Consider the following 22,268-nt stretch of genomic DNA (forward strand, 5'->3'; position numbering starts at 1 on the left):
CGCCGACATCGCCGAGTACCTCGCGACCGTCGGCATCGCCTCCGTCAGCGCCGCCGGCTGGTCGGCGGGAGGCCGCGTGGCCCTCGCGCTCGCCGCGAACTACCCCGGCCTCGTGGAGCGCGTCGCCGTGATCGGCACGCCCGCTCCCGACGGCGCCGTGCCGTGGGTCGGCGACGAGAACCGCGCCGAGCTCGCCCGCCTGGCCGACCTCCCGCTCGACGAGGCCGTCCGCGCGCTCACCCGCACCCTCGAGGGCGCCTTCGGCCCGACCCCCGCCCCGGACGCCCTGTTCGGGATGCTCGGCTCCGGCGACGCCGACACCGCGGTGCTCGAGGCCCCCGGAGTCCGCGAGCGGCTCTCCCGCATGCTCGAGCGCGCCGTCGCCCAGGGCGCCCTCGGCATGGCCGCCGACCTCATCGGCTACGGCGTGCAGGAGTGGGGCTTCGCCGTCGAGTCCGCCGAGCCACCGGCGCTCCTCCTCTACGGCGCGGAGGACGCAGTCGCCGGCCGCCGCCACGCCGAGTGGTACGCCGCACGGCTGCCCGACTCCCGCCTCGAGGTCGTGCCCGGCCGCGGCCACCTGCTCGCGATCCCGGAGTGGGACCGCGTGCTCGGCTTCCTCCTTCCCGCCTGACGGCGGCCCGTCCGCTCGATTGGCGCGACTTCCGGCCGTCGCGTACACTCGACCCCGGTACCGTGTCCGAGCGGCCGAAGGAGCATGTCTCGAAAACATGTGTGGGCTTGCGTCCACCGTGGGTTCAAATCCCACCGGTACCGCCAACGAGAAGGCCCCCCGCTTCCACGGAAGCAGGGGGCCTTCGTCGTTCTCGGCGTCGTGCGGCGGTCGCGACGTGCGGGTCAGCCGGCGCGGAGCAGCCAGGAGCGGCCGGCGCGCAGTGCCCGGTACAGGCGCCTGATCGCGTGGTCGGCCTCGGCCGAGCCGACGTCCGAGAAGGAGCCCGCCCCGCCCCAGAGCCCGAGCGCGTCGGCGGCCGCCGCCCGGACGTCTCGGCGGGTCGTCGCTCCGGCGAACAGCTCGTCGAGCCGGTCCGCGACGCGGGCCCGCGCGCCGTCCTGCTGCGACCGTCGACGTCGCGCACCTCGGCGACGGCCGCCGTGATCTCGGCGAGCACAGCGGGGATCGTGCGGTCCATCCTCCTGAGCCTAGGAGCGGGAGCGCGAGCGCTGCGAGGCGGCGTGGGTCAGGAGCGTCGCCACGACTCCGACGAGCACGCCCAGCGCGGTCTCGAGCGCCCGGTCGCGCAGCAGCACGAGCTCGTCGACGGGATGCGCGAGCTCGACCATGAGGATCGCGAGCGGAGTGACGAAGGCGAGGGTCAGGCCGTAATTGCGGCCGACGACGAGCTCGGCGGTCATCTGGAGGAGCACCACCACCACGATCACGGCGAGCGGGGAGAGCGGCAGGGCCAGGAGCGCGGCCGCGATCAGCACTCCGACGATCGTGCCGAGCATCCGGTGGCCCGCGCGCACGAGCCGGGCGCCGGCGTCTGCTCCCGAGACGGCTGCGACGGCGGAGACCATCGCCCAGTAGGGGTGGCCCAGGCCCGTCGCGGTCGGCACGGTGCCTGCCACCAGGACGACGGCCCCGAAGCGGAGCAGGGCGGCGCGCGTCGCCGGACGGGCCGCCGCCGCGCGGAACGAGGTGCGCCACGGCGTCGGGGCGAGGCGGCGTGCGCGGGGGAGGGCGAGACCGCTCAGGCCGACGACGAGCGAGAAGGCGGCGGAGCCCGCAGCGAGAGCGACGGCGAGTGGGATGCGCGAGGGCTCGGACGGGACGGACGCGCACGCCGTGACGGCGAACACCGGGAACAGCGGGCCGGGCGGATGCCAGTGCAGGGCGTCGCTGAGATAGGCGGCCGCGACGGTCACGGCGACCACGACGGGGATGATCAGCCAGTCGCGGTGAGGAGAGAGGGAGACGACGGTGCCGAGGGTCACGGTGGTGACGAGGAACGCGGCTGCCGACAGCTGCATCAGCAGGCGCGGCCGGTGCGTGTGCTGGCGTCCGTAGAGGGCCGTGAAGGCGCCGAAGGTCGCATAGAGGGCGAGATCGGTGCGGCCGAGCGCCCAGAGGACGAGCAGCGGGACGGCGATCGAGACGCCGGCGCGCAGGGCGACGCGATGGGCGCCGGCGTGCGGGCCGAAGGCGAGGAGCTCGCGGGGGTGGGGCAGAACGGGGGTGGCGGCCATCGAGTCCTCTGATCGGGGTCCGAGCGGCGGCGGCCGGAGAAGTGTTTCACGGGTGAAGCAGATATACTTTACGTGTGAATCAGTCTGAAAGCCAGCCGGGCGACGCGGTCGACGAGATCAGGGCGGGCTGGGCGGTGCTGCGGCCCGAGCTCGACACCTCCGCCGTCGACGTCGTCGGGCGGGTGATCCGCGCCTCCGCGCTGATCGTCCGGGCGACGGAGGAGCTGCTCGCCGCCCACGGGCTGACCCGCGGCGAGTTCGACGTGCTCTCCACGCTGCGTCGCGCCGGCGCTCCGCAGTCGCCGACGACCCTCCGGACGATCGCCCTCGCCTCCGCTCCCGCAATCACCAAGCGCGTGCACTCGCTGGAGCGTCGGGGCCTGGTGCGGCGCGCCGCGAACCCGGCGGACGGGCGCGGCTCGCTCATCACGCTGACTCGCGAGGGGGAGGAGCTGGTCGACCGGGCCTTCCCCGAGGTGCTCGACGCCGAGCGGGTGCTGCTCTCGGGGGTGCCCGCCGATCTGCGGGCGGAGGCGTCGCGCTCGCTCCGCGCGGTGCTCGCGAGCGTCGAGGCGGCCGCGAGCCGGTGATGCGCGCGGGGACCGCGAGGCAGCGGGTGCTCGCTACCGTGGTCCCATGCGCCTGACCTCGAGCTTCACCGTGCCGACGCGGCCGCCGGTGCTGCAGCTGGTCAAGACGGCGGCGGCCACGGTCGTCACCTGGCTCCTCGCCGGCGTCGTCTTCCCGGGGACGCTGCCCGTCTTCGGCGCGATCGCCGCGCTCCTCGTCGTCGCGCCGAGCATCAACCAGTCGTTCTCCAAGGCCCTCGAGCGCTCGGTCGGCGTCATCATCGGCGTGATCGTCGGATCCGTGATCGGCACGGTGCTCGGCGGCGAGAGCATCATCGTGCTCCTCGCGATCGTGGCCGCGATCGCCGTCGGGTGGGCCGTGCGCCTGACCCCCGCCTCCGCGGTGCAGATCCCGATCAGCGCGATGCTCGTGCTCTCGGTGGGCGCGGTCACGCCGAACTACGCGCTCGACCGCATCCTCGAGACCCTCCTCGGCGCGGCGGTGGGAGTCGTCATCAACGTGCTCATCGTCCCTCCGGTCGTGCTGGCACCGGCCGAGCGGGCGATCGGAGACCTCACCGCTCAGCTCGCCGCCGCCCTCGACGACCTCGGCGACGCCCTCCAGGCCCCCGTCCCGCGACGCCGGCTCGACGAGCTGCTCATCAACGCCCGGCTGCTGCAGACCATGCAGAGCAAGGCGGAGGAGGCGATCGCGACCGGCGAGGAGTCCCTCCGCCTCAACCCGCGCCGCTCCGCCCACCGCGACCGGCTGCTGGCCCTCGACTCCGTCGTCCCGCGGCTGGGGCGCATCGTGACCCGGGTCCGCGGCATGACGCGGACCGTTCACGACCTCTACGACGACGAGCTCGTCGGGGAGCCGACGATCGCCGACATCGCCGTCCAGCTGCACCGGGCCGCCCACGATCTGCGGCTCCTCGTGCAGTCCTCGGTCGACGTTCCCGAGCCGGAGGCGATCACGGACGAGCTGCCCGCTCTCACCGCGCCGCTCGTGATCGCGACCCCGCATCCGCAGCACTGGATCCTGCTGGGGGCGCTCGCCGAGGATCTGCGGCGCATCCGCGAGGAGATCGTCGGCGCGGAGTCCTGACGGGCGGGCGCCGAGTGGCGTCGGCGGGAGGGCTGCTCTTTCTGCGCTCGGCGTCTCACGCCGCGCGACATGCGGCTCGTGGTGGCCTGCGGTGGTCAGCCGTCCTGCTCGCCGTCCTTCCTCGGTCCGCCGCCCTCGACGAGCTCGCCGTCGCCCGGGTCGGGAGCGACCTGGCGCAGTGCCTCGGGGTCGCTCGCCTCGGCGTGGAGGGTCTTGCCCTCGGCGATGAGGGAGTCGTCGTCCACGAGGATCCCGGCCAGCTCGGTGATGCGTCCCCGGAGAGCGCCGATCGGGTCCTCGGTGGGCGCGTCCTCCTCGGAGTGATCGACCTCCGAGTCGGGGTAGCGGCGGAGGGCGGCCTCGTCCCGGTCGGGCCGCGGTGCACGGGCGTGCTCGACGCAGAGGCGGGCGACCTCCTCGGCGTGCGCGTGCATCACGGAGTGGGAGGCGTCGGGGATCTCCCAGGCCCGCGCATTCGGCATCGACCGGGCGATCTCCTCCGCCCACTCGCGCGGAACGAGCCGGTCGAACTCGCCGCGGATGACGAGGGCGGACGCGCGGATCCGGGGGACGGTCTCCTCGATCCGGTAGTGCATCATCTCGGGCAGCACGCGGGAGAACCAGCGCGGTCCGCAGAGGAGGTAGGCGCCCGCGGCGAGGATCGCGACCTTGAGGGGCTCGCGGACGCTCGACTGGGCGAAGCGGAGCGCGGCGGTCGGGAGGCGGCGCTCGTGCCGGTTCATCACGGGTCCGAGCAGGACGATGGTGGTCAGCTCCGGACGGCGGGCGGCGAGCTCGGCCACCACCTGCGTCCCCATCGAGTGGCCGAGGACGACGGGATCGTCGAGGCCGAGCTCGTCGATGACCGCGCCGACCAGCTCGGCGTAGTCGCCGATGTCCATGCGCCGCGCGTCGATCGGGTGCGGCACGCCGCCGAAGCCCGGCAGGTCGAGAGCGTGCACCGGGCCGAACTCGTTGAGCGCGGGCGCGAGGCGCTCGAAGTACGTGGCCGCGACTCCGATCCCCGGCACGAGGACGAACGTGCGCTCGCCGTCGCGCCCCACTGTGCTCACCCGCGCCCAGACGTCGCGGTGGTGCACGCGCTGGACCGAGACGTCGGTGCTGCGGGTGCGGCGGTGCGGATCCCGCCCCCGAGAGCGCGTGGTCGCGAAGACGTCGCGGACTCCGCGCCGCAGAGTCGTGGCGAGAGTGGGGAGGAGGTCGCTCGGGCGGAGCACGGGGCCTCCTTCGATCGGGGGAGTCGGTCGCTGCGAGCCTAGGCGCTCGCCGCCGGGCTCAGATCAGCATGTCGTCCGACCTGTGGAGGATCAGGCGGGCCGGCCCGGTGTGGAGGACGCCGTTCGTCAGGGGGGCGGTGCGGACGCCGCCGCGCCTCCGCATCGCCCGGAACGCCCCGGGGGCGAGCACGACGTCCATCCAGGCGCAGGGGTTGGCCGGTCGTCCGCCCTGGAACTCGATCCGCTCCCCGCCCTGCTCGATCGCGAACGTGCGGCCGGCGAGCGCATCGACGTCGGCGCCGCGGACGATGATGTTGCGGCGGGCGTCGGCGGGGTCGAAGGGCCCTGCGCCGAGCTCGGCGGCGATGTGCTCGAGGGTCTCGACCGCGAAGAGCGTGATCGCCGCGGGGCGGTGCGCGCGCTGGGCGAAGAAGCGGTCGCCGACGATGCCGAGGCCTGCGCGGATCTCGATCCGCTCGGGCTGCTCGTTGCCCTCGGACGGCACCGGGCCATCGGCGGGGCGGCCCTCGTAGCGGTGCAGCGGAGAGACGACGAAGCCCACGAGCTCGATCGCGGCGGCCTCCATGAGCCCACGGTACGCCGTGAGGGGGAGCAGCGGCGTCCGCCCGTCGGAGGCTCTGCGAGGCGCTCCGGGACACCGCGACGGAGCCTGGGTTCTCGTGGCTGCGGCGGCGTCCCGAGACGGAGCCGTCTGCGCCGCCGCCGCCGATTCGCGGAGGGGGCTCCCGGCATGTATAGTCGTACCTCGTTGCGTGCGCCTCTGGCCCACGCGATGGACTGCGCCCGTAGCTCAACGGATAGAGCATCTGACTACGGATCAGAAGGTTGGGGGTTCGAATCCCTCCGGGCGCACTCTGGTTGAGACAGAGCAGAACGGCCCGCTTCGGCGGGCCGTTCTCGTTTTAACGGTCGCTCGTTCCGGTGGCTGTCGGCGTCGGTCTCCCGGAGAGCGCGGGGCGACGGAACGGCCGGTCCTCCGTCTCGCAGGACGCCTCTTCGCGCCGTCGACGGCGCCGACCGTCTTCCGCCCGCATCCGCGATCAGTCCTCGCCCGCGCTCGCGGTCACTCCGCGCAGGCTCCGCGATCACCCGTCGCGAGCACGCCGCTCGGCTCTTCTCGCGCGCCGTTTCCTCCTCCACAGCGCCCATCTCGCGCCGTTCTCCACGGATGCAGCCGTACCGGCCGCGGTGACGTCGAACCGAGCAATACTCTCCTTCCGTGGGGCTGAACGGTCGCCGCCGACGCAGTGGGCTCGGTCGGCAGAGGAGAGGACATCGGATGAGTCGAACGGAACAGTCGGGGCGGGACGAGCGCGGACGACCCCGAGCGCGGACGGCGCGAGCGCTGGTCGGCACGACGGCGGGCTGCGTGCTCGTGAGCGGGCTGCTGGGCGGAGGCCTCGCACCGCCGCCCGCCCTCGCCGCCGACGGTCCTCACACGACGATCGAGAACACCCTCCTGCAGGGAGGCGCGACGAACGCCGGCGTGACGACCGTCTCGGCCTGGGTCCAGAATGGCGAGACGCTCCGGGTGGACCTCCACCCGCTCCAGGCGGGCTCGGGGACCGGCGAGGGCGAGACCGGCGGCGGTACCGCCCGGGTGACGGCTCCGGGCGGAGCCGTCCTCGACGAGCAGGACTTCGCGCCCGGAGCGGCGCCCTCGGTGTCCGCCGGCGGCTCGTTCGTGGCAAACGAGACCGGCGTCTTCCAGATCCGGGTGTCCGACGACGACGTGACGGCGCCGGTGAACCTTGTCTGGAGCATCGGCGTCCAGGACGCGCGGGGCGCGGCGGTCGCGGGCCGCGTGTGGTCCGACTCCTATGCGATCCAGTCCGGGGCGAAGGAGTCCTACTCCTCGCCCGAGGAGCGGCGCTCGTCCTTCACGCTCCACGCCGTCACGGAGACGGGCGCCCGCTACGAGCTCGGGCTGCGCGGCTACGACGGGGTCGCCTCGACGGTCCAGGCCACGAACAAGGGCAACGTGAAGGTCGGGTCGTCCGATCCGTCCTACCTCTCGGTCCCCATGCCGCAGTCGAGCGAGGCGGGCGGCATCGGGGCGCAGTACGTGCAGGCGTCCGGACGCTCCGGGATCGACGGCCTGCAGACCTACAAGCTCTTCCTGGACCCGCCGTCGTCCGACCTGCCGGAGTCGATCGCTCCGGCCTACCGCGCGCCGACGATCGAGGGCCTCGCCTTCCGCCGGTCGACCGCGGGCTCCGACGCGGGCACGCTGACCGGCGTCCTGGGGACGCAGCCGGGCACCGTCGTCGTGGACGTCGATGCGGACGGGGACGGCTCCTACGACGGCGAGCGCGACGTGCACCTCACCCGGATCGCGGGGACGACCGGTCCCTTCTCGGTCGACTGGGACGGACGGGACGCGAAGGGCGGGACGGTCGACGTGACCGACCCCGACGTCACCTTCCGCGCCTCCATCGGCCGCACGAACGAGTTCCACTTCACGCGGGTCGACGCCGAGACGTCCGCCGGCGGCGTGTCCGTCGTGAGGTCGACCGGCGGCGGCGACGACCCGTCGATGGTCCACTGGGACGACTCGCTCCTCGCCGGATCGAACTCGGAGCGGTACTCCGGCACCTCCGCGGTGACGTCCGGCGACGGCGGCACCGACTCATCCGGCGGGGTGCACCGCTGGGAGGGCGACGACTCCGGGCGAGGCCGCATCCCCAACGCCAACGACTCGGTGCACGGCTCCTACGGCGACCTGCGGGCGATCGACGACTGGGCCTACGGCTCGGACGGTGCGGTCGCGGTCGCACGCCTCGATCCGCTCGCGCCGCACGTGACCATCGCGAAGACCTCGTCGGTCGACTCCACCACTCCGCTGCTCCGCGGCGCCCGCGTGCCCTACCGGGTGACGCTGACCTCGGACGGGACCGGGGACTACTCCGACGCCGCCGTCATCGACTACCTCGACAAGGGCGTGCTCGACGACGCCGAGCTCGACTCCGGCTCCCTCCGCGCCTCGCAGGGCACGGCCACGATCGATGCGGAGACGGGCCGCATCTCCTGGGCGGCCGGCAGCCTGCCTGTCGGGGCGACGGCCGAGCTGACCTTCGACGTGATCGTGACCGGCGAGGGGGACCGCGCGCTGACGAACACGGCCTGCCTCGCCGATGCGCCCTTCGCTCCCGCCTCGTCCGGCACGGGGACCGACGCGAACCCCTGCGCCACCGTCCCGCACGACATCGGCGAGGGGTCGCTCCTGATCCGGAAGACCGCGTCCCAGGCGAGCGCCGAGCACGGCGGCACGGCGGGCTTCGACATCGTCGTGGCGAACACCGGAACGGTCGACGCGACGGACGTGACCGTGACCGACGTCCCGACGCTCGACCACCTGCTCGAGGCGACCATCGAGAACGGCGCCGGAGGAACGCAGCCGGCCACGGAGCCCGTCACGGGTCTCGACATCCCCGCCGGCGGCCAGGTGTCGCTGCACGTCAGCGGCCGGGTCGCCGACGGGTACGACGCCGCGACCCTGCCCAACCGCGTCTCGATCACCCACCAGCCCGAGGGCTTCGACCCGCCGACGGTCGAGAACGCCTGCGCTGACGATGCGACGTCGTCCTGCGCCGAGATCCCGGTGCCGCCCGTCGAGGGAAGGCTCTCCATCGAGAAGACGGCGATCGGGAATCAGGTCGACCACGGCGGGCGTGCCGGGTTCCGGATCGTGGTCGCCAACGAGGGGGCTCGGCCGGCGGACGGGGTGACCCTCACCGACATCCCCGAGCTCGCGCACCTGAGCGACGTCACGATCTCCCGGGACGGCGGCCCGGCGTCGTCCGACCTGACTGTCGAGAACCTGTCTCTGGCCCCGGGAGCGTCGACGACGTTCACCGTGACCGGACGGGTCGCCGACGGCGTGGACGCGTGGACCATCCCCAACCGGGCACGCCTGACCGAGGTCCCGGAGGGCTTCGATCCGACGACCGTCCTGCACCCGTGCGCGGACGACGGCGGAGCCAGCTGCGCCCAGGTGGCGGTGCCTCCGGTCGGACTCGTGCCGACGGTCCTCGCCTCGACGGGAGCGGCGGCCGGGCCCCTCGCGGCCGGAGCCGGCGCTCTGCTCCTGGCCGGCGGCGCCCTGACGGCGCTGCGCCGTCGCTCGACCCGCACCTCGTGAACCGGAGCCCGGGCCGCTGCAGCGCGGCCCGGGCTGCCGGACCCTCTCCTCGAAAGGCACTACTGCATGACCGAGCACGGCCTCCCCTACCGCATCACCGAGCGCTTCCCTCTCCCCGATGGACGCGTCGGCGTCAGCACCTGGTGGTCCGCCGACCCGGAGCAGCTGGAGCAGCAGCTCCGCACGCGCTCCGGGCATCCGCATCCCGAGAGGGAACCGGTCCGGAGACTGCACCTCGCGACTGCGACGATCGTGCTGATCGAGGAGCGGACCGCGGGAGGCTTCCGCCCGCTCGACCCCCGCCTCCGGGCCCGCACCGATCCGCGCTGGCGCCGGGCTCTCCTGCGGTCGCGCAGGTCGGCCCGGCTCCGGCAGATCATCGGCCCGCGGGACCTGCCGAGGACGGATCCGCCGGTCGAGGTGTCACGGCACGTCGATCCGACACGTCGAGTGTGAAGGAGGCGGGCGGAGAGCTCGGCACCTGATGCGCGGTGAGGGTCTCCCCGCAAGGACGCCGTCAGGTCAGGCGGCTTCCTCGAGGTCGTCCTCGACTGCGACGGGCGCGTCGACCGGGGCGCACGGGGGAGCCGACTCGGCTGGGGATGCCGAGGCCGCGATGCGCGAGCGCTCGAGCCCGGCGAGGAGCACGGCGAAGGCCTCCTCGAGCTCGGCGGTGTCGCGGAGCAGGACGCGCTCACCGCTCGTCGGATCGAGGCGAACCGTCCGGTAGGCCGGGCGGGGGAGATCGGAGACCAGGGTGATGATGCCGAGGACGACGCCGCTGCGGCGGGCGCGCGCGGTCCAGCGGTTGGCGTGGGTGCGGAGAAGGATCATGACCGGGGCCGTCCTCGGTGACGTGGTGCAGGAGCGGGGGGAGGGGGGTGTCGCTGGCGGTGCGGGGATCCTCTCGAAGCTTGCTGCACGAAGGGCCTCCGCTTCCTGTGCTTGACAGCAGAGCCGAGCAGCGGTCACCGGCGCCGGGCGGCCGCCGCGGCGTGCAGGGCCCGCAGGAACTCGGGGACGACCGGGTTCCCGGTGTCGCGGGCGAGCACACCGATCTCACGGCTCGCGCCCGGATCGTCGATCGGGATCTCGCGGACGTCGTCGTCGACCGAGGACGGGCTCGGCGGCAGGATCGTGAGTCCGAGGCCGGCTGCCGCGAGTCCTCGGGCGGCGCGGTAGTCGCCGACCTCGAACGCCGGCACCGGGTCGCGGCCGTCCACGGCGAGCAGGCGCCGGGCCGACTCGTGGAGGCCGTAGCCGGGCGCCAGCATGATCAGGTCGAGGCCGCGGAGGTCCTCGACCGTGACCGAGCGCCGCGAGGCCAGCGGATGACGAGGGTCCACGACCGCGAGGAGAGGCTCCGAGTAGAGGGTCGTCGTGGTGGTTCCGGGCAGATCGGGCGGATCCGCGACGATCGCCAGCTCGGACTCGCCCTCCGCCACGGCCCTCAGGCAGAGGGCTCGGGAGCCGTGACGGAGCCCGAAGCCGACCTGCGGCCAGCGGCGGCGGAACCGGCGGATCACATCCGGCACGAAGCTCTCCCCGAGGAGCGTCTGGAAGGCGAGGTCGATCCGGCCGTGCTCCACGTCGCCCGCCTGCCGCACCTCCGCGAGGCCGGCGCGGATCACCGACATGCCGTCCTGAGCGGCCTCGGCGAGACGGGTCCCCGCCTCCGTCAGCACCACCCCGCGGCCCTCCCGGCGGACCAGGGGAGTGCCGACCAGGGCGGACAGCCGGGCGAGCGACCGGCTCGCGGTCGGCTGCGGGATCCCGAGCTCGGCGGCCGCCGCCGTGACGCTCCCGGTCTGGGCGACCGCGACGAGCAGGGGCAGGAGGCGGAGGGTCGCGGGCCAGTCGTCGGACACGCCACCACCCTAGATCCGGACATGACCAGAACGCATGAACAGTACGAGGAAGGACATTAGTCATGCACCCGCAGGCGGTCTACCGTCGGAATCATGAGCACCGCCGCACGCCTCCGACCGATGCGCGCAGCGGCACCCTTCTCGCAGCGGCGGCTGACCATCGCCCTCCTCGCCGCCGGAGTAGCGACCTTCGCCGAGCTCTACGCCGTGCAGAGCGTCCTCCCGCAGCTCGCGCGGGAGTGGGCCCTCGCCCCGTCCGACGCCGCGCTCACCGTCTCGGCCGCGACCCTCGGACTGGCGCTCTCGGTGCTGCCGTGGGCCTCGGTGGCCGAGCGCATCGGACGGCTCGAATCCATGCGGATCGCGGTCCTCACGTCCGTGGTCCTGGCGCTGCTCGCCTGCGTCGCCCCGACCTTCGAGCTCCTCCTCGTCCTGCGCTTCCTCGGGGGAGCGGCATTGGGTGCCGTCCCGGCCCTCGCCGTCGCGGCGATCCACGACCGGGTCGGAGGCGCCGGAGCGACGGCCGCCGCGACGGCGTACGTCTCCGGGACCACGATCGGCGGTGCCGCCGGACGACTGCTCGCCGGACCGCTCGCGGCGGCGCTCGGATGGCGCGGCGCACTGCTCGTCGTGACGGCCGTCTGCGCGGCGGCGGCGATCGTCTTCGCCGTGCTCGCGCCCCGGGGCGGCGGCGCGCGCGAGGCGGCCCCCGGCGGCTGGCGAGGGAAGACGGCGCAGGTGCTCCGCGATCCGATGCTCGTCGCGATCGCGCTGCAGACGTTCCTCGCGGTCGGCGTGTTCGTCGCGGTCTACAACTACCTGGCGTTCCGGCTCGAGGCGCCGCCGTTCGCACTCGCGCCCGCGCTCGTCTCCCTCCTCTTCGCCGCCTACCTCGCGGGAACCGTCTCCTCCCGGCTCGCGGGGAGATGGGGGCCGCGGATCGGCCCCCGCCTCGTCATGCGGATCGGCGTCGCCCTGATGATCGTCGGACTGCTGGTGATGCTCGCCGAGAACGTCGCCGTGGTGATCGCGGGACTCCTCGTCTTCACGGCCGGCTTCTTCGCCCTGCACGCGACCGGCGCCGCCTGGACGGGAGCGCGCGCGGCTCCGGCACTCCGCGGGCACGCCGGCGCGGTCTACACGATCGCCTTCTACGCGGGCTCGGCCGCCGGCGGGTGGCTCCTCGGCCTGGCCGTCGGAGCCGGTGGCTGGCCGGCGCTGACGGCGGTGACGATCGGCCTGCTGCTGGTCGGAGCGGGGATCGTCAGCCTCCCGTCGCGCACCACCGCGGCCGGGCGCTGAACCCCCGCCTCCGTCGACCGCACCCCGAGCTCCGCCCGGCACCTCCCCGCAGCGAGCGAGGTGCGACATGATGGCCCGACTGCACGAAGCGGGGGACGGCATGGCGCGGAGCACCGGAGCGGACGGCTCCCCACGCGAGAGCGGCGGGACGGACGAGGGCGGCACCGACCCGCGCTACCACGCGGGCTTCCAGCGCGGCTACGACGGACGCGAGGCCGAGCGGCGCGGCAGCGGAGAGGAGCGCCTCCGCTCCCCGTTCCTGTCGGGCGGGACCTCGTGCATCGGGCGATCAGCTGGCCGGCGAGGTGGCGGGTCCGCTCCCGAGCAGGAGGACGTGCGATCGGTCGACGGCCCGACGGGCTCCCGAGTCTCCGGCCGACGGACCGCTCCGGAGCGCGCGAGAGCGGCGGTGCGGGCCGTCCCGACACCCGCGGAGCCGACCGCGCCCCGACCCGCGGAGCCGACAGTCCCACTCCCGACCGAGCCGACCGTCCCGCTTCCCGCCGAACCCGACCCCGCTCCCGGCGACGCGGCACCCGACTCCGGTGACCGTCACGACGCGACCGACACCGACCCCCGCCCCGCTGTCTCCACTCGCCGCATCGCCGGAGCCCTGGCGGTCGTCGGCGGCGTGAGCGTCCTCGTCGGACTCCTCGCCCTCTGGAACAGCTCCCACAGCTGGTACGACTACTCGCCGTCGCAGAGCGCCTTCGGGCCCGAGCAGTACCTCCGCGTGCTCAGCGACAACGCGATCGGACCGTTCCTCACCGTCGGCCTGATCGCGCTCGGCCTGGCGGTCGTGGTCCCGCTGCTGAGGGCTCCCGGCCGATGACGCGGGTCCGCCTGCTCTGGGCCGCCGCCATCGCGGTCACCGTCGTCCTCTGGGCCGCAGTGCTCGCGCTCCCGGTCGTGGTCCTCCTGCTGCCGAACCAGTACCAGGGCGACTCGATCACGGTCCCGCCGGAGCTCTACGTGCGGCAGGCGCTCGCGATGGTCGCGCCGCCGCTCCAGACCGCCGCCCTGGTGATGCTGGGGGCGCTGATCGTCGTCGCGGTCGCGCGGCGCCCGCCGGCGAAGGCCCGCACGACGGAGGCGGCGAGCGGCTGGGACGACGCCGTCCTCCTCGACCCGGACGGCCGCGAGCAGCGCGGGACGGGCCCCGCAGGCCGCTGAGCATCCGCTGCAGGATCGGGAGCACCCGCTGCTCCCCGGTCGGAAGCCGCTCCTCCGGATGCACCCGCCCTTCACGCCGGCAGCAGCTGGAACCGCTTCCGCGCCGCTCCGCCGGCGACGAGGTCCGCGAGCAGCTCGCCCAGGACCGGGCCGAACTTGAAGCCGTGCCCCGAGAACCCGGTCGCCAGAGTCACGCGGCCCACGCGGTCGAGCACGAAGTCCTCGTCGGGCGTGCTGTCGTAGAGGCAGCTGATCGGAGCGGCGCTCGCCGCGTCCACGCCCGGGATCCACTCCGCGACGTAGCCGACGAGGCGGGCGAGCGCTCCGGGCTCGGGCTCGAAGGTGCGCTCGTCCGGATCGACGACGACTCCGGTGCTGTGCTCGCCCACCTTCACCCCGACTCCGGGCGTCGCGAGCCCGTAGACGACGGGCAAGCCGGCGCGATGGTGGGCGAAGCTCGGCCAGGAGTTGAGGGGCAGGTCGGTCGCGAAGTGCGCGGGCTGCTCCTGTGTCACGCGCAGCGGAGGGAGGCGTCGGCCGGCCGCGCGGACGAGGCCGTTCACGAGCGGCGGCGTCCAGGATCCGCCGGCCACGACGACCGCGTCCGCGTCGAGAGCGCCGTCGGTGGTCAGCACGCGCACGTCGTCGGCGCGCTCCTCGATGCCCAGCACCCGCGTCCGCGTTCGGAGGACGGCGCCGCGTCCGAGGGCGGAGTCGAGCATCGCGTCGATCGCGGCCGCCGCGTCGAGGCGTCCGCCCTCGGCGTGCAGCAGGACGTCGGTCTCGAAGCGGAGTCCCGGCCAGCGCCGCTGCGCCTCGTCCGCCTCGATCCGCACCACGGGGATCCCGTCGCGCAGGAGGACAGCCTCGACGGCGGCCAGGACGGCGGGGTCGCCGTGGTCGATCGCGCCGACCGGGTGCAGCAAACGGCGGCCGGTCTCGGCCTCGAGCCGTGCCCAGGCGCGCCCGGCCCGTCCGGTGAGGGCGCGGTAGTCGTCCTCGAGGTAGCCGCGGCGGAAGATGCGCGTCTCGCCGTGGGACGAGCCGCGGTCGTGGCCCCGCTCGAACTGCTCGACGAGCACCACGCGATCGCCGCGCTCGGTGAGGGCGCGGGCTGTCGCCGCTCCGACCAGGCCGGCTCCGACGACGACGACCTCACGGGTCACGGGGTCTCCCGGGAGGCCCGGCGTACGCCGAGCAGGACCACCAGGCGGAGGAACCCGACGAGTCCCATGCCGATCAGCGCGGCGATCAGCATCAGCACGGCGATCCCGGCCACCCAGGTCGTGTCGCCGGTCACCGACTGCGCCGCGAACTCGGTGCAGAACAGCGCCAGCCCCGCGTAGCTCAGGATGAGGACGGTGATCGTCCCGGGGCGGCGGAGGCGCTGCGCGGGCGTCCGCCAGAGGGCCGGCGGCTCGAGCCAGCGGCGCAGCAGCCGGATCACGAGGGTGCCGACGAGGCCGAGGAAGCCGGCCGCGATCAGGATGATGCCCGCGCCGCCCAGCCCCGACGCCTCGACACCGGCCAGCTCGAGGGCGATCCCGATCGCGACGCCGACGGCTCCGGCGCCCCCCGCGATCATGGCCGCCCACACTCCGAAGCCGCCGCGGAGAACGCTCTCACGCTCGGGACGTGACGGGTCGGCGTCCATCGGACGCTGCTGACGCGGACGGATCGGCGCAGGGGGAGCCGACGCCGGCGCTGCTGCCGGAGCGGCCGCGGCCTCGGACACGCCCCAGATCGGAGCGGCGTCCGGCGTCTGCGACTCGATCACGTTCTCGCGCACCGGCACGTAGCGCAGCGGCGCGTCGATCCGCACCTGCGGCCGCCCGCGCACGACGATCGTCGCCCCCAGGTCGGCCCCGCGCTCCAGCGCGACGGGTCCGAGGAGGAGCCCGACCGCCGGATCGATCCGCCACGCGTCCGACCGGGGAGCCGACCCGTACCACTCCGCCGACACGGCCCCGCCGAGATCGACCGAGATCGGCCGCCCGTCGCTGTAGCTCGTCACCGGCACGAGCGAGCGGCCGGAGTTGCGCACCCGCGCGCCCACCCGCCACCAGTCGTCCCCGGCGTGCGTCAGCCGCACCTCGACGTCGACCAGCGACGCCGGCACCGCCCGCCGCCGTCCGATGACCACCGCGACAACCGCGAGCCCGGCGATGACCAGCCCGCCGAGCAGGCCGACCACTCCGATGAAGATCTCCATGGGAGCAGTCAAGCAGGCGCGGGTCGACGGCGCGGGCGCGACGAGGTGGCCTCCGGGAGGCTTGATCCCGACCGTCGACGCCGTCGCTCCGCGCGGCCGCCCCGTTCCCGACGCTCCGCCCGACCGTCGAGCCCGGAGCGGGTCACTCCGCATACTGAGGAGGCGCGTCGCGTCGACCGCATCGCGGGTCTCGTCGCAGGAGGGGGCGATCATGCGCCACTGGTCGGCCGCCCCCGTGCGCCGGCGCCCTCGTCGACGGGCCGGTGCGGTCCTCGCTCTGCTGGGGGCCGCGGCGCTCGCCGCCGCAGCCGTCGCGCTGTCGGACACGGCGGGAGGAGGCGGACCGGAGGCGGTGTCCTCCTCGGCCGATGCTTCTGCGGCGTCGAGCAGTCCCGCTGCTCCCGCGCCGAGCAGCCCCTCGGCGGACGTCGAGCCGTCCGCTCCGGAAGCGGAGCCGTCCACTCCGTCCCTCGCGACGCTGGCCGCTCTCCCCTCGGTCGAAGGCCCCGCCGCCGTCCCCTACGACCGCGACCTCTTCGGACAGGCGTGGTCGGACGTCGACCGCAACGGCTGCGACACCCGCAACGACGTCCTCGGCCGCGACCTGCTCGCCCCTGTGTTCAAGCCCGGCACCCGCGACTGCAAGGTCCTCACCGGCACCCTGATCGACCCCTACGACGGCACCTCGGTCGCCTTCGTCTCCGGGACCGACACTTCCCGCCTCGTACAGATCGACCACGTCGTCGCCCTCGGCTGGGCCTGGCACCACGGCGCCTGGTCGTGGACGGACGACCAGCGCCTCGCCTTCGCGAACGACCCCGCGAACCTCGTCGCCGCCTCCGAGCAGACCAACCGCGCGAAGAGCGACGCCGGCCCGGGGGAGTGGCTGCCACCGGCCGCGGAGCTGCGCTGCGGGTATGTGGAGCAGTTCGTGGAAGTGCTCAGCGAGTACGGGCTGGGGGTCGGGGCGCAGGACCGGGAGGCGGCGGAGGCGGTGCTGGCGGGGTGCGGGGAGTGAGGGGGAGAACCTCTTTCCTCTGATGGAGGGTCGTCCCGACGCCGCAACAGCGGCAGACGCGACCGCATTAGCGTCTTTCAACTCTGGCGATAGTGAGTAATGATCTCTTCCGTGACCTCTTTTCTGGGACCTATGCGGCACAAAGTTCGGCAGTTACGCAAAATGAGTAACTCTGTCGCTAACACGAGTGCACCTCGACAGAACGCGCTCCGAGCATTCCTAGTCTCGCGAGATGCCTCCCGTTACTCCCGCCACACTCTCACTTGAACTGGGCGTTTCTCAGCGTCGAATCCGAAGCCTCCTCCGCTCCTCCTACGGAACTCTTCCCGCTGAGGAATCTCGGTGGGATCTGACCGAAGAGCAGGCGGAGGCTGTCCGCTCCCGTCTGCTTCGACGAGACACCACCGAGCGTCGGTTCACCTTGGAAGTGGGCGACCAGGTCCTCCGGCGTGATATCCACCGCGCCTACGGAGGGCAGCAGCAGCAGGGGATCGTGACGCCGCGAGCGCTCCGTGAAATCTTCATCTTCACCGATCCGGCGAAGGGAGCTCGATACGGCTACGACCGGTTCGAGGGACTTCGCGAGGACGGGTCCTACTCCTACACGGGAGAAGGGCAGGTCGGTGACCAGGTTTTTCTTCGCGGCAACAAGGCTCTCCGGGACGCGGCGCAGGATGGGCGGGTGCTTCGGCTGTTCACGGTGCAGGGAACGAGCGTGACCTACATCGGTGCCTTCACGACAGGGACTCCGACCTACCGGTGGGAGATCATCCCGGACACCGAAGGGACGCAGCGACGCGGCATCATCTTCACTCTCCTGCCGCTTGCGGCGGACATCACTCGGCTGCCGACCTACGGTGGCACACAGGAGTCCGCCGCCTCGCTCGGCGACTGGACGCCTCCCGAGCACTCCGACATCGTCATCGCGGGTGCGGATGTCAGCCCTCTCGATGACCGGGTCGTCTCCCGAATCGAGTTCGAGCTGCAGTCCGACTTTGGGCTCTGGCTGACCGAGAACGGCACGCCGCCCAGTCGTCTGACGCTCCCGGTCGGCAGCTCACGGGTCGAGCCGGACCTCTACGTCCGATCGAGCGGCTGGATTGTCGAAGCCAAGAAGTCGACCGCCCGGTCCTTCGTCCGCATGGCCATCGGGCAGGTGCTCGACTATGCCCATCTTGCGCAGCGCGAGGGCTACGCGGCAGTCCCCGTCATCCTGCTTCCCGGTCGCCCGGAAGAGGACATGCTGGATCTCATCCGCAGCCTCTCGATCATCACAGCGTTCAGGTCTGACGAGGGCTTCGACCTCATCGATCCCTAGAGGAAAGAAGCCGAACGGCCGGCAGATCGGGGTGGGCCCACTCCAGTCCGGGGAGTTCGCTCGGAAGGAGCCAGAGGAGTTGGTCGTGGTCGGTGCTCTCCGTGGGGCGTGGGCCACGAACCACGGCTCGGAAGCAGTGCAACCGAATGGTGAGAGCGCCGACCTCCGTTTCGTCTGACGTCAGCTTGGGGCCGACCTCGATCTCCACGCTCAGCTCCTCGCGGATCTCCCTCGCGAGGGCGACTTCAGCCGTTTCGCCAGGTTCTCTCTTGCCGCCGGGAAATTCCCAGAGCCCGCCAGCCGCCTTGTCCGCCCGCCGACGGCAGGCAAGAATACGGCCGCGATCGCTGATGACCGCCGCAACGACGTCGAGAGTGTCCACGTGTCCATCATGCCGACACCGGTGCAACAACCGCCCGTACGCGATGGCCGTGCGCACGCCCCCCTCTTTGACGCTCCACCCGCCCCCGTGTTACGTTCGCTCTCGGACATGTGACTGGTCGTGCAGGCAGGATCCGACGAAACGCGTAATGAGCGTCGTCGGGTCCTTTTTTTGTGCCCGGACGCCTCCTGACGCTCCGCCGGAGCACCGATGACGGTGCCGGAGGGGGCGGGGACGGCGACGGACGGCCGGGCAGCACAGCGCAGGGAAGCGCGCGTCCCCACACACCCGGAGGAGTACCGATGAGTACCCAGGAGAGCGCGAAGGCGATCCTCGAGCACGTCGGCGGCGCCGCCAACGTGGCGAAGCTGCAGCACTGCTCGACCCGTCTGCGGTTCGCGCTGGCGGACGACGCGAAGGCCGACGTCGAGGCGTTGAAGGCGGTGCCCGGCGTGATCGGCGTCGTCACAGGCCCGCAGACGCAGGTCATCGTCGGCAGCGGCGTCAGCGAGATGTACGCGGCGGTCGAGAAGCTGCGCGGCGGCACCACCGCATCCGCGGAGCAGGCGAAGCAGCCGCGATCCCTCAAGCGCCTCGGCGCGACGATCATGGACTTCGTGGTCAGCGTGTTCACGCCGATCATCCCGGCCATCGCGGGCGCCGGCATCTTCAAGTCGTTCCTCGTCCTCGCCTCGGCGCTGGGCTGGCTCGACCCGGCCTCCGACAACTTCAAGCTGCTGTCCGCCATCCCGGACGCGGTGTTCGGCTTCCTGCCGCTGCTCGTCGCCTACACGAGCGCGAAGAAGCTCGACGTGAACCGGCCGCTCGCGCTCGGGCTCGTCGGCGTCCTGGTCTTCCCGGCGTTCACGACGCTGCTCAACCAGGAGGGCGGCGTCGCGCTCTTCGGCATCCCGGTGCCGGTCATCGCCTACAACGCGCAGGTGTTCCCGGCGACCCTGGCCGTGCTGCTGCTCTCGGTCGTCGAGCGCTTCTTCACGAAGCACTCGTGGGGTCCGATCCGCACGTTCTACGTGCCGCTGATGTGCCTGGTGATCGTCGCTCCGGCCACGATCTTCCTGCTCGGCCCCCTCGGCTACTGGCTCGGCTCGATGCTCACCGGCGCGATGATCGGCCTCTACGGGGCGCTCGGCTGGGTGGCCGTCGCGCTGCTGGCCGGCGTGCTCCCGCTGATCATCTCGGTCGGCATGCACAAGGCGTTCATCCCGCCGACCATCGCGACGATGGCCAGCGCGGGCAAGGACACCTTCTACCTCGCCTCCTCGCTCGCCCACAACGCGGCGGAGGCGGGCTCCAGCCTCGCGATCGCCCTGCGCACCAAGAGCGCGACCCTCCGCGCCACCGCCTTCTCGGGCGGCCTCTCGGCCCTCTTCGGGATCACCGAGCCGGCGCTCTACGGCGTCACGCTGCAGAACAAGCGCGCCCTCGTCTCCGTCATCACGGGCAGCGTGGTCGGAGGCGCCTACATCGGCGCCACGCAGGTCGCCGCGTTCGCGCTGGTCAGCCCCGGCGTCGCGAGCATCTCGATGTTCATCGACGGGCTGAACCCCTGGAACCTGCTCAACGCCGTGATCGGCCTGCTGATCTCGGTCGCCGTCTCGTTCGTCGTCTCCTTCGTCATCTGGCGCGACGACGCCTCCGCCAGCGTCCAGGCGCTCGGCGATGTGGCGGCCGCCGCCGGGAGCCCGCTCGCGCTGCAGGCGCCGCTCACCGGCTCCGTCATCCCCCTCTCGGAGGTGCCGGACCCCGTGTTCTCGGCCGGCGTGCTCGGCGAGGGGCTGGCGATCCGCCCCACCGACGGAGCCGTCCGGGCGCCGTTCGCGGGCGAGGTCATCGCACTGCTGTCCTCCCGCCACGCCGTGGGGCTGCGCCGCGCGGACGGCGTCGAGGTGCTCATCCACGTCGGCATCGACACGGTGCAGCTGGACGGCGCGCCGTTCGAGGCGCACGTCGCGGTCGGCGACCGGGTCGAGGCCGGGCAGCTCCTCCTCACCGCCGACCTGGCCGCGATCACCGCGGCCGGCTACGACACCACGACCCCGGTGCTCGTGACCAACTCCGCCGAGTACACCGTGCTCGTCGAGGCCGCCGAGCGGATCACCGCCGGCGACCGGATCATGACCGTGACGCAGAGAGAGAAGGAGCTCGCCGATGGCGCTTCCTGACGGATTCCGATGGGGCGGCGCCCTCGCCGCCAACCAGGTCGAGGGCGCGTGGCGCGAGGGCGGGCGCGGCCCGGCGGTCAGCGACGTCGCCTCCTACAAGCCGAAGGCGGACCCGAAGGAGTACGCGATCCACCACCGCAACACGGTGGAGAGCATCACGGCGGCGATGTCCGACGACGACACCGAGTACTACCCCAAGCGCCGCGGCATCGACTTCTACCACCGCTACCCCGGCGACCTCGCGCTGTTCGCCGAGATGGGCTTCACCACCCTCCGCGTCTCGATCGCCTGGACCCGCCTCTACCCGACGGGGGAGGAGGCGGAGCCGCTCGAGGAGGGCATCGCCTACTACCTCGCCCTCTTCACCGAGATGCGGCGCCTCGGGATAGAGCCGCTGGTCACGCTCTCGCACTACGACCCGCCGCTCGCGCTCGCGCTGAAGCACAACGGCTGGGTCGACCGCCGCACGATCGGGCTGTTCGAGCGCTTCGCCCGCACCTGCTTCGAGCGCTTCGGCCACCACGTCGACATGTGGCTGACCTTCAACGAGATCGACGGCATCATCCGCCACCCGTTCACCTCGGGCGGGATCATCGAGGAGACCGTCGAGGGCAGCGTGGAGCAGGCCTGCTACACGGCTCTGCACCACCAGTTCGTTGCCTCCGCCTCGGTCACGAGGACGCTGAAGGAGCTGTGGCCCGAGTCGCGGATGGGCTGCATGCTCACGATGCTGACCACCTACCCCAACACCTGCCACCCCGACGACGTCGCGGCGACGCAGGCGAAGGAGCGGATGCTCTACCTCTGCACCGACGTCCAGGCGGGCGGCGCCTACCCGCGCCTGGCGCTGCGGGCGCTCGAGAGCCGCGGAGTCGAGATCCCGTTCGAGGCGGGCGACGTCGAGCTGCTGCGCGAGCACCCCGTCGACTTCATCTCGTTCAGCTACTACATGTCGATGACGGAGTCCGTGCGCCCCGACGCCGAGCGCACCCCCGGCAACACGGTCCTCGGCGTCAAGAACCCGTTCCTCGAGTCGAGCGAGTGGGGCTGGCAGATCGACCCCGTCGGGCTGCGGATCTCGCTGATCGACCTCTACGACCGCTACGGCAAGCCGCTGTTCATCGTCGAGAACGGGCTCGGGATGCGCGACGAGCTGACCGAGGACGGCCGGGTCCACGACCCGTACCGGATCGACTACTTCCGCGCGCACTTCGAGCAGATGATCCAGGCGGTGGACGAGGGCGTGGAGCTGCTCGGCTACGTGAGCTGGGCGCCGATCGACCTGATCAGCGCCTCCAGCTCGCAGATCTCGAAGCGCTACGGGTTCGTCTACGTCGACATGGACGACCTCGGCCACGGCAGCACCGAGCGCTACCGGAAGGACTCGTTCTTCTGGTACCAGAAGGTCATCGCCTCCAACGGCGCGGATCTGGGATGATCCTCCTCTGCCCGGAGGCGCCGTCCGGCTCTCCGGGCAGACGCCCCGCCACCCCCACCCCAGCCCTGACGCGGCCGTCGACGGAG

General features: G+C 72.7%; 20 protein-coding genes and 2 tRNA genes. 14 read left to right on the forward strand and 8 right to left on the reverse strand.

What is annotated here, in order from left to right:
* The coding region (locus tag C5D09_RS02405) for an alpha/beta fold hydrolase (RefSeq protein WP_104268536.1) at nt 1-634 on the forward strand (634 nt) is incomplete at its 5' end.
* A 56-nt stretch (nt 635-690) separates the two neighbouring features.
* Nucleotides 691-780, forward strand: a tRNA-Ser gene (locus C5D09_RS02410).
* A 384-nt stretch (nt 781-1,164) separates the two neighbouring features.
* Here C5D09_RS02410 and C5D09_RS02415 read toward each other — a convergent pair.
* Nucleotides 1,165-2,211 (reverse strand): FUSC family protein, encoded by a 1,047-nt coding sequence (locus tag C5D09_RS02415; protein ID WP_104225998.1) that lies wholly within the window; start codon nt 2,209-2,211, stop codon nt 1,165-1,167.
* Between the two features lie 74 nt (nt 2,212-2,285).
* On the opposite strand from C5D09_RS02415, the gene C5D09_RS02420 reads away from it, so the two are divergent.
* Together C5D09_RS02420 and C5D09_RS02425 are read left to right on the forward strand one after the other, a co-directional pair.
* Nucleotides 2,286-2,801 (forward strand): MarR family winged helix-turn-helix transcriptional regulator, encoded by a 516-nt coding sequence (locus tag C5D09_RS02420; RefSeq protein WP_104225997.1) that lies wholly within the window; start codon nt 2,286-2,288, stop codon nt 2,799-2,801.
* Between the two features lie 46 nt (nt 2,802-2,847).
* The gene (locus tag C5D09_RS02425) at nt 2,848-3,888 is read left to right on the forward strand and encodes an aromatic acid exporter family protein (protein WP_104225996.1); all 1,041 of its coding nucleotides are present in this window, start codon (nt 2,848-2,850) and stop codon (nt 3,886-3,888) included.
* A gap of 95 nt (nt 3,889-3,983) precedes the next feature.
* Here the strand turns inward: C5D09_RS02425 and C5D09_RS02430 are convergent, their stop codons facing one another.
* Both C5D09_RS02430 and C5D09_RS02435 read right to left on the reverse strand, forming a co-directional pair.
* Complete coding sequence (locus C5D09_RS02430) at nt 3,984-5,126, reverse strand: alpha/beta fold hydrolase (protein ID WP_181127836.1); 1,143 nt, start codon at nt 5,124-5,126, stop codon at nt 3,984-3,986.
* A 58-nt stretch (nt 5,127-5,184) separates the two neighbouring features.
* Nucleotides 5,185-5,712, reverse strand: coding sequence for an MOSC domain-containing protein (locus C5D09_RS02435; protein WP_104248232.1), 528 nt, complete (start codon nt 5,710-5,712; stop codon nt 5,185-5,187).
* Nucleotides 5,713-5,926: 214 nt separating this feature from the next.
* Here C5D09_RS02435 and C5D09_RS02440 point away from each other — a divergent pair.
* The 3 genes from C5D09_RS02440 (at nt 5,927) to C5D09_RS02450 (ending at nt 9,744) form a co-directional block, all read left to right on the forward strand.
* Nucleotides 5,927-5,999 (forward strand) — tRNA-Arg (locus C5D09_RS02440).
* Between the two features lie 427 nt (nt 6,000-6,426).
* Nucleotides 6,427-9,288, forward strand: a complete 2,862-nt coding sequence (locus C5D09_RS02445) for a DUF11 domain-containing protein (protein ID WP_146085595.1) — start codon at nt 6,427-6,429, stop codon at nt 9,286-9,288.
* Between the two features lie 66 nt (nt 9,289-9,354).
* Nucleotides 9,355-9,744: a hypothetical protein gene (locus C5D09_RS02450; protein WP_104268538.1), complete on the forward strand. Its 390-nt coding sequence runs from the start codon at nt 9,355-9,357 to the stop codon at nt 9,742-9,744.
* A 66-nt stretch (nt 9,745-9,810) separates the two neighbouring features.
* On the opposite strand, the gene C5D09_RS02455 is transcribed toward C5D09_RS02450, so the two are convergent.
* On the reverse strand, nt 9,811-10,122 hold the full coding sequence (locus C5D09_RS02455; RefSeq protein WP_104233493.1) for a hypothetical protein: 312 nt from the start codon (nt 10,120-10,122) through the stop codon (nt 9,811-9,813).
* A gap of 134 nt (nt 10,123-10,256) precedes the next feature.
* Complete coding sequence (locus C5D09_RS02460) at nt 10,257-11,156, reverse strand: LysR family transcriptional regulator (protein ID WP_104239291.1); 900 nt, start codon at nt 11,154-11,156, stop codon at nt 10,257-10,259.
* A gap of 93 nt (nt 11,157-11,249) precedes the next feature.
* On the opposite strand from C5D09_RS02460, the gene C5D09_RS02465 reads away from it, so the two are divergent.
* From C5D09_RS02465 to C5D09_RS02475, 3 genes are all read left to right on the forward strand, one after another.
* Nucleotides 11,250-12,458 carry an MFS transporter gene (locus C5D09_RS02465; protein WP_104268539.1) on the forward strand — a complete coding sequence of 403 codons (1,209 nt, stop codon included), beginning with the start codon at nt 11,250-11,252 and terminating at the stop codon, nt 12,456-12,458.
* Between the two features lie 67 nt (nt 12,459-12,525).
* Nucleotides 12,526-13,290, forward strand: a complete 765-nt coding sequence (locus C5D09_RS17340) for a hypothetical protein (RefSeq protein ID WP_181135004.1) — start codon at nt 12,526-12,528, stop codon at nt 13,288-13,290.
* Nucleotides 13,287-13,631, forward strand: coding sequence for a hypothetical protein (locus C5D09_RS02475; RefSeq protein WP_104225988.1), 345 nt, complete (start codon nt 13,287-13,289; stop codon nt 13,629-13,631). The genes C5D09_RS17340 and C5D09_RS02475 overlap by 4 nt, the downstream gene beginning before the upstream one ends.
* Before the next feature lie 71 nt (nt 13,632-13,702).
* Here C5D09_RS02475 and C5D09_RS02480 read toward each other — a convergent pair whose 3' ends face one another.
* Together C5D09_RS02480 and C5D09_RS02485 are read right to left on the reverse strand one after the other, a co-directional pair.
* Entirely contained in the window at nt 13,703-14,797 is a 1,095-nt protein-coding gene (locus C5D09_RS02480) for an FAD-dependent oxidoreductase (RefSeq protein ID WP_104268540.1), read from the reverse strand.
* Entirely contained in the window at nt 14,794-15,843 is a 1,050-nt protein-coding gene (locus C5D09_RS02485; RefSeq protein WP_104225986.1) for a hypothetical protein, read from the reverse strand. The genes C5D09_RS02480 and C5D09_RS02485 overlap by 4 nt, the downstream gene beginning before the upstream one ends.
* Before the next feature lie 211 nt (nt 15,844-16,054).
* Here C5D09_RS02485 and C5D09_RS02490 point away from each other — a divergent pair, with 211 nt between their 5' ends.
* Nucleotides 16,055-16,861, forward strand: a complete 807-nt coding sequence (locus C5D09_RS02490) for an HNH endonuclease family protein (protein ID WP_104268541.1) — start codon at nt 16,055-16,057, stop codon at nt 16,859-16,861.
* Between the two features lie 427 nt (nt 16,862-17,288).
* The gene (locus tag C5D09_RS02495; protein WP_258063190.1) at nt 17,289-18,179 is read left to right on the forward strand and encodes a hypothetical protein; all 891 of its coding nucleotides are present in this window, start codon (nt 17,289-17,291) and stop codon (nt 18,177-18,179) included.
* Here the strand turns inward: C5D09_RS02495 and C5D09_RS02500 are convergent.
* The gene (locus C5D09_RS02500; protein ID WP_104268542.1) at nt 18,166-18,561 is read right to left on the reverse strand and encodes a (deoxy)nucleoside triphosphate pyrophosphohydrolase; all 396 of its coding nucleotides are present in this window, start codon (nt 18,559-18,561) and stop codon (nt 18,166-18,168) included. The two genes, C5D09_RS02495 and C5D09_RS02500, sit on opposite strands and share 14 nt — an antisense overlap.
* 302 nt (nt 18,562-18,863) lie before the next feature.
* Here C5D09_RS02500 and C5D09_RS02505 point away from each other — a divergent pair, with 302 nt between their 5' ends.
* Both C5D09_RS02505 and C5D09_RS02510 read left to right on the forward strand, forming a co-directional pair.
* The gene (locus C5D09_RS02505; protein WP_104268543.1) at nt 18,864-20,744 is read left to right on the forward strand and encodes a beta-glucoside-specific PTS transporter subunit IIABC; all 1,881 of its coding nucleotides are present in this window, start codon (nt 18,864-18,866) and stop codon (nt 20,742-20,744) included.
* Entirely contained in the window at nt 20,731-22,182 is a 1,452-nt protein-coding gene (locus C5D09_RS02510; protein WP_104268544.1) for a glycoside hydrolase family 1 protein, read from the forward strand. The genes C5D09_RS02505 and C5D09_RS02510 overlap by 14 nt, the downstream gene beginning before the upstream one ends.
* Nucleotides 22,183-22,268: the final 86 nt, after the last annotated feature.

It is taken from the genome of Rathayibacter sp. AY1C9, assembly GCF_002932315.1.
Classification (GTDB): domain Bacteria; phylum Actinomycetota; class Actinomycetes; order Actinomycetales; family Microbacteriaceae; genus Rathayibacter.

Coding starts and splice junctions, on each gene's coding strand:
- C5D09_RS02415 (WP_104225998.1), bottom strand. CDS start 2,211: ATGGCCGCCACCCCCGTTCTGCCCCACCCCCGCGAGCTCCTCGCCTTC.
- C5D09_RS02425 (WP_104225996.1), top strand. CDS start 2,848: ATGCGCCTGACCTCGAGCTTCACCGTGCCGACGCGGCCGCCGGTGCTG.
- C5D09_RS02435 (WP_104248232.1), bottom strand. CDS start 5,712: ATGGAGGCCGCCGCGATCGAGCTCGTGGGCTTCGTCGTCTCTCCGCTG.
- C5D09_RS02445 (WP_146085595.1), top strand. CDS start 6,427: ATGAGTCGAACGGAACAGTCGGGGCGGGACGAGCGCGGACGACCCCGA.
- C5D09_RS02450 (WP_104268538.1), top strand. CDS start 9,355: ATGACCGAGCACGGCCTCCCCTACCGCATCACCGAGCGCTTCCCTCTC.
- C5D09_RS02455 (WP_104233493.1), bottom strand. CDS start 10,122: ATGATCCTTCTCCGCACCCACGCCAACCGCTGGACCGCGCGCGCCCGC.
- C5D09_RS02465 (WP_104268539.1), top strand. CDS start 11,250: ATGAGCACCGCCGCACGCCTCCGACCGATGCGCGCAGCGGCACCCTTC.
- C5D09_RS17340 (WP_181135004.1), top strand. CDS start 12,526: ATGATGGCCCGACTGCACGAAGCGGGGGACGGCATGGCGCGGAGCACC.
- C5D09_RS02475 (WP_104225988.1), top strand. CDS start 13,287: ATGACGCGGGTCCGCCTGCTCTGGGCCGCCGCCATCGCGGTCACCGTC.
- C5D09_RS02485 (WP_104225986.1), bottom strand. CDS start 15,843: ATGGAGATCTTCATCGGAGTGGTCGGCCTGCTCGGCGGGCTGGTCATC.
- C5D09_RS02490 (WP_104268541.1), top strand. CDS start 16,055: ATGCGCCACTGGTCGGCCGCCCCCGTGCGCCGGCGCCCTCGTCGACGG.
- C5D09_RS02505 (WP_104268543.1), top strand. CDS start 18,864: ATGAGTACCCAGGAGAGCGCGAAGGCGATCCTCGAGCACGTCGGCGGC.
- C5D09_RS02510 (WP_104268544.1), top strand. CDS start 20,731: ATGGCGCTTCCTGACGGATTCCGATGGGGCGGCGCCCTCGCCGCCAAC.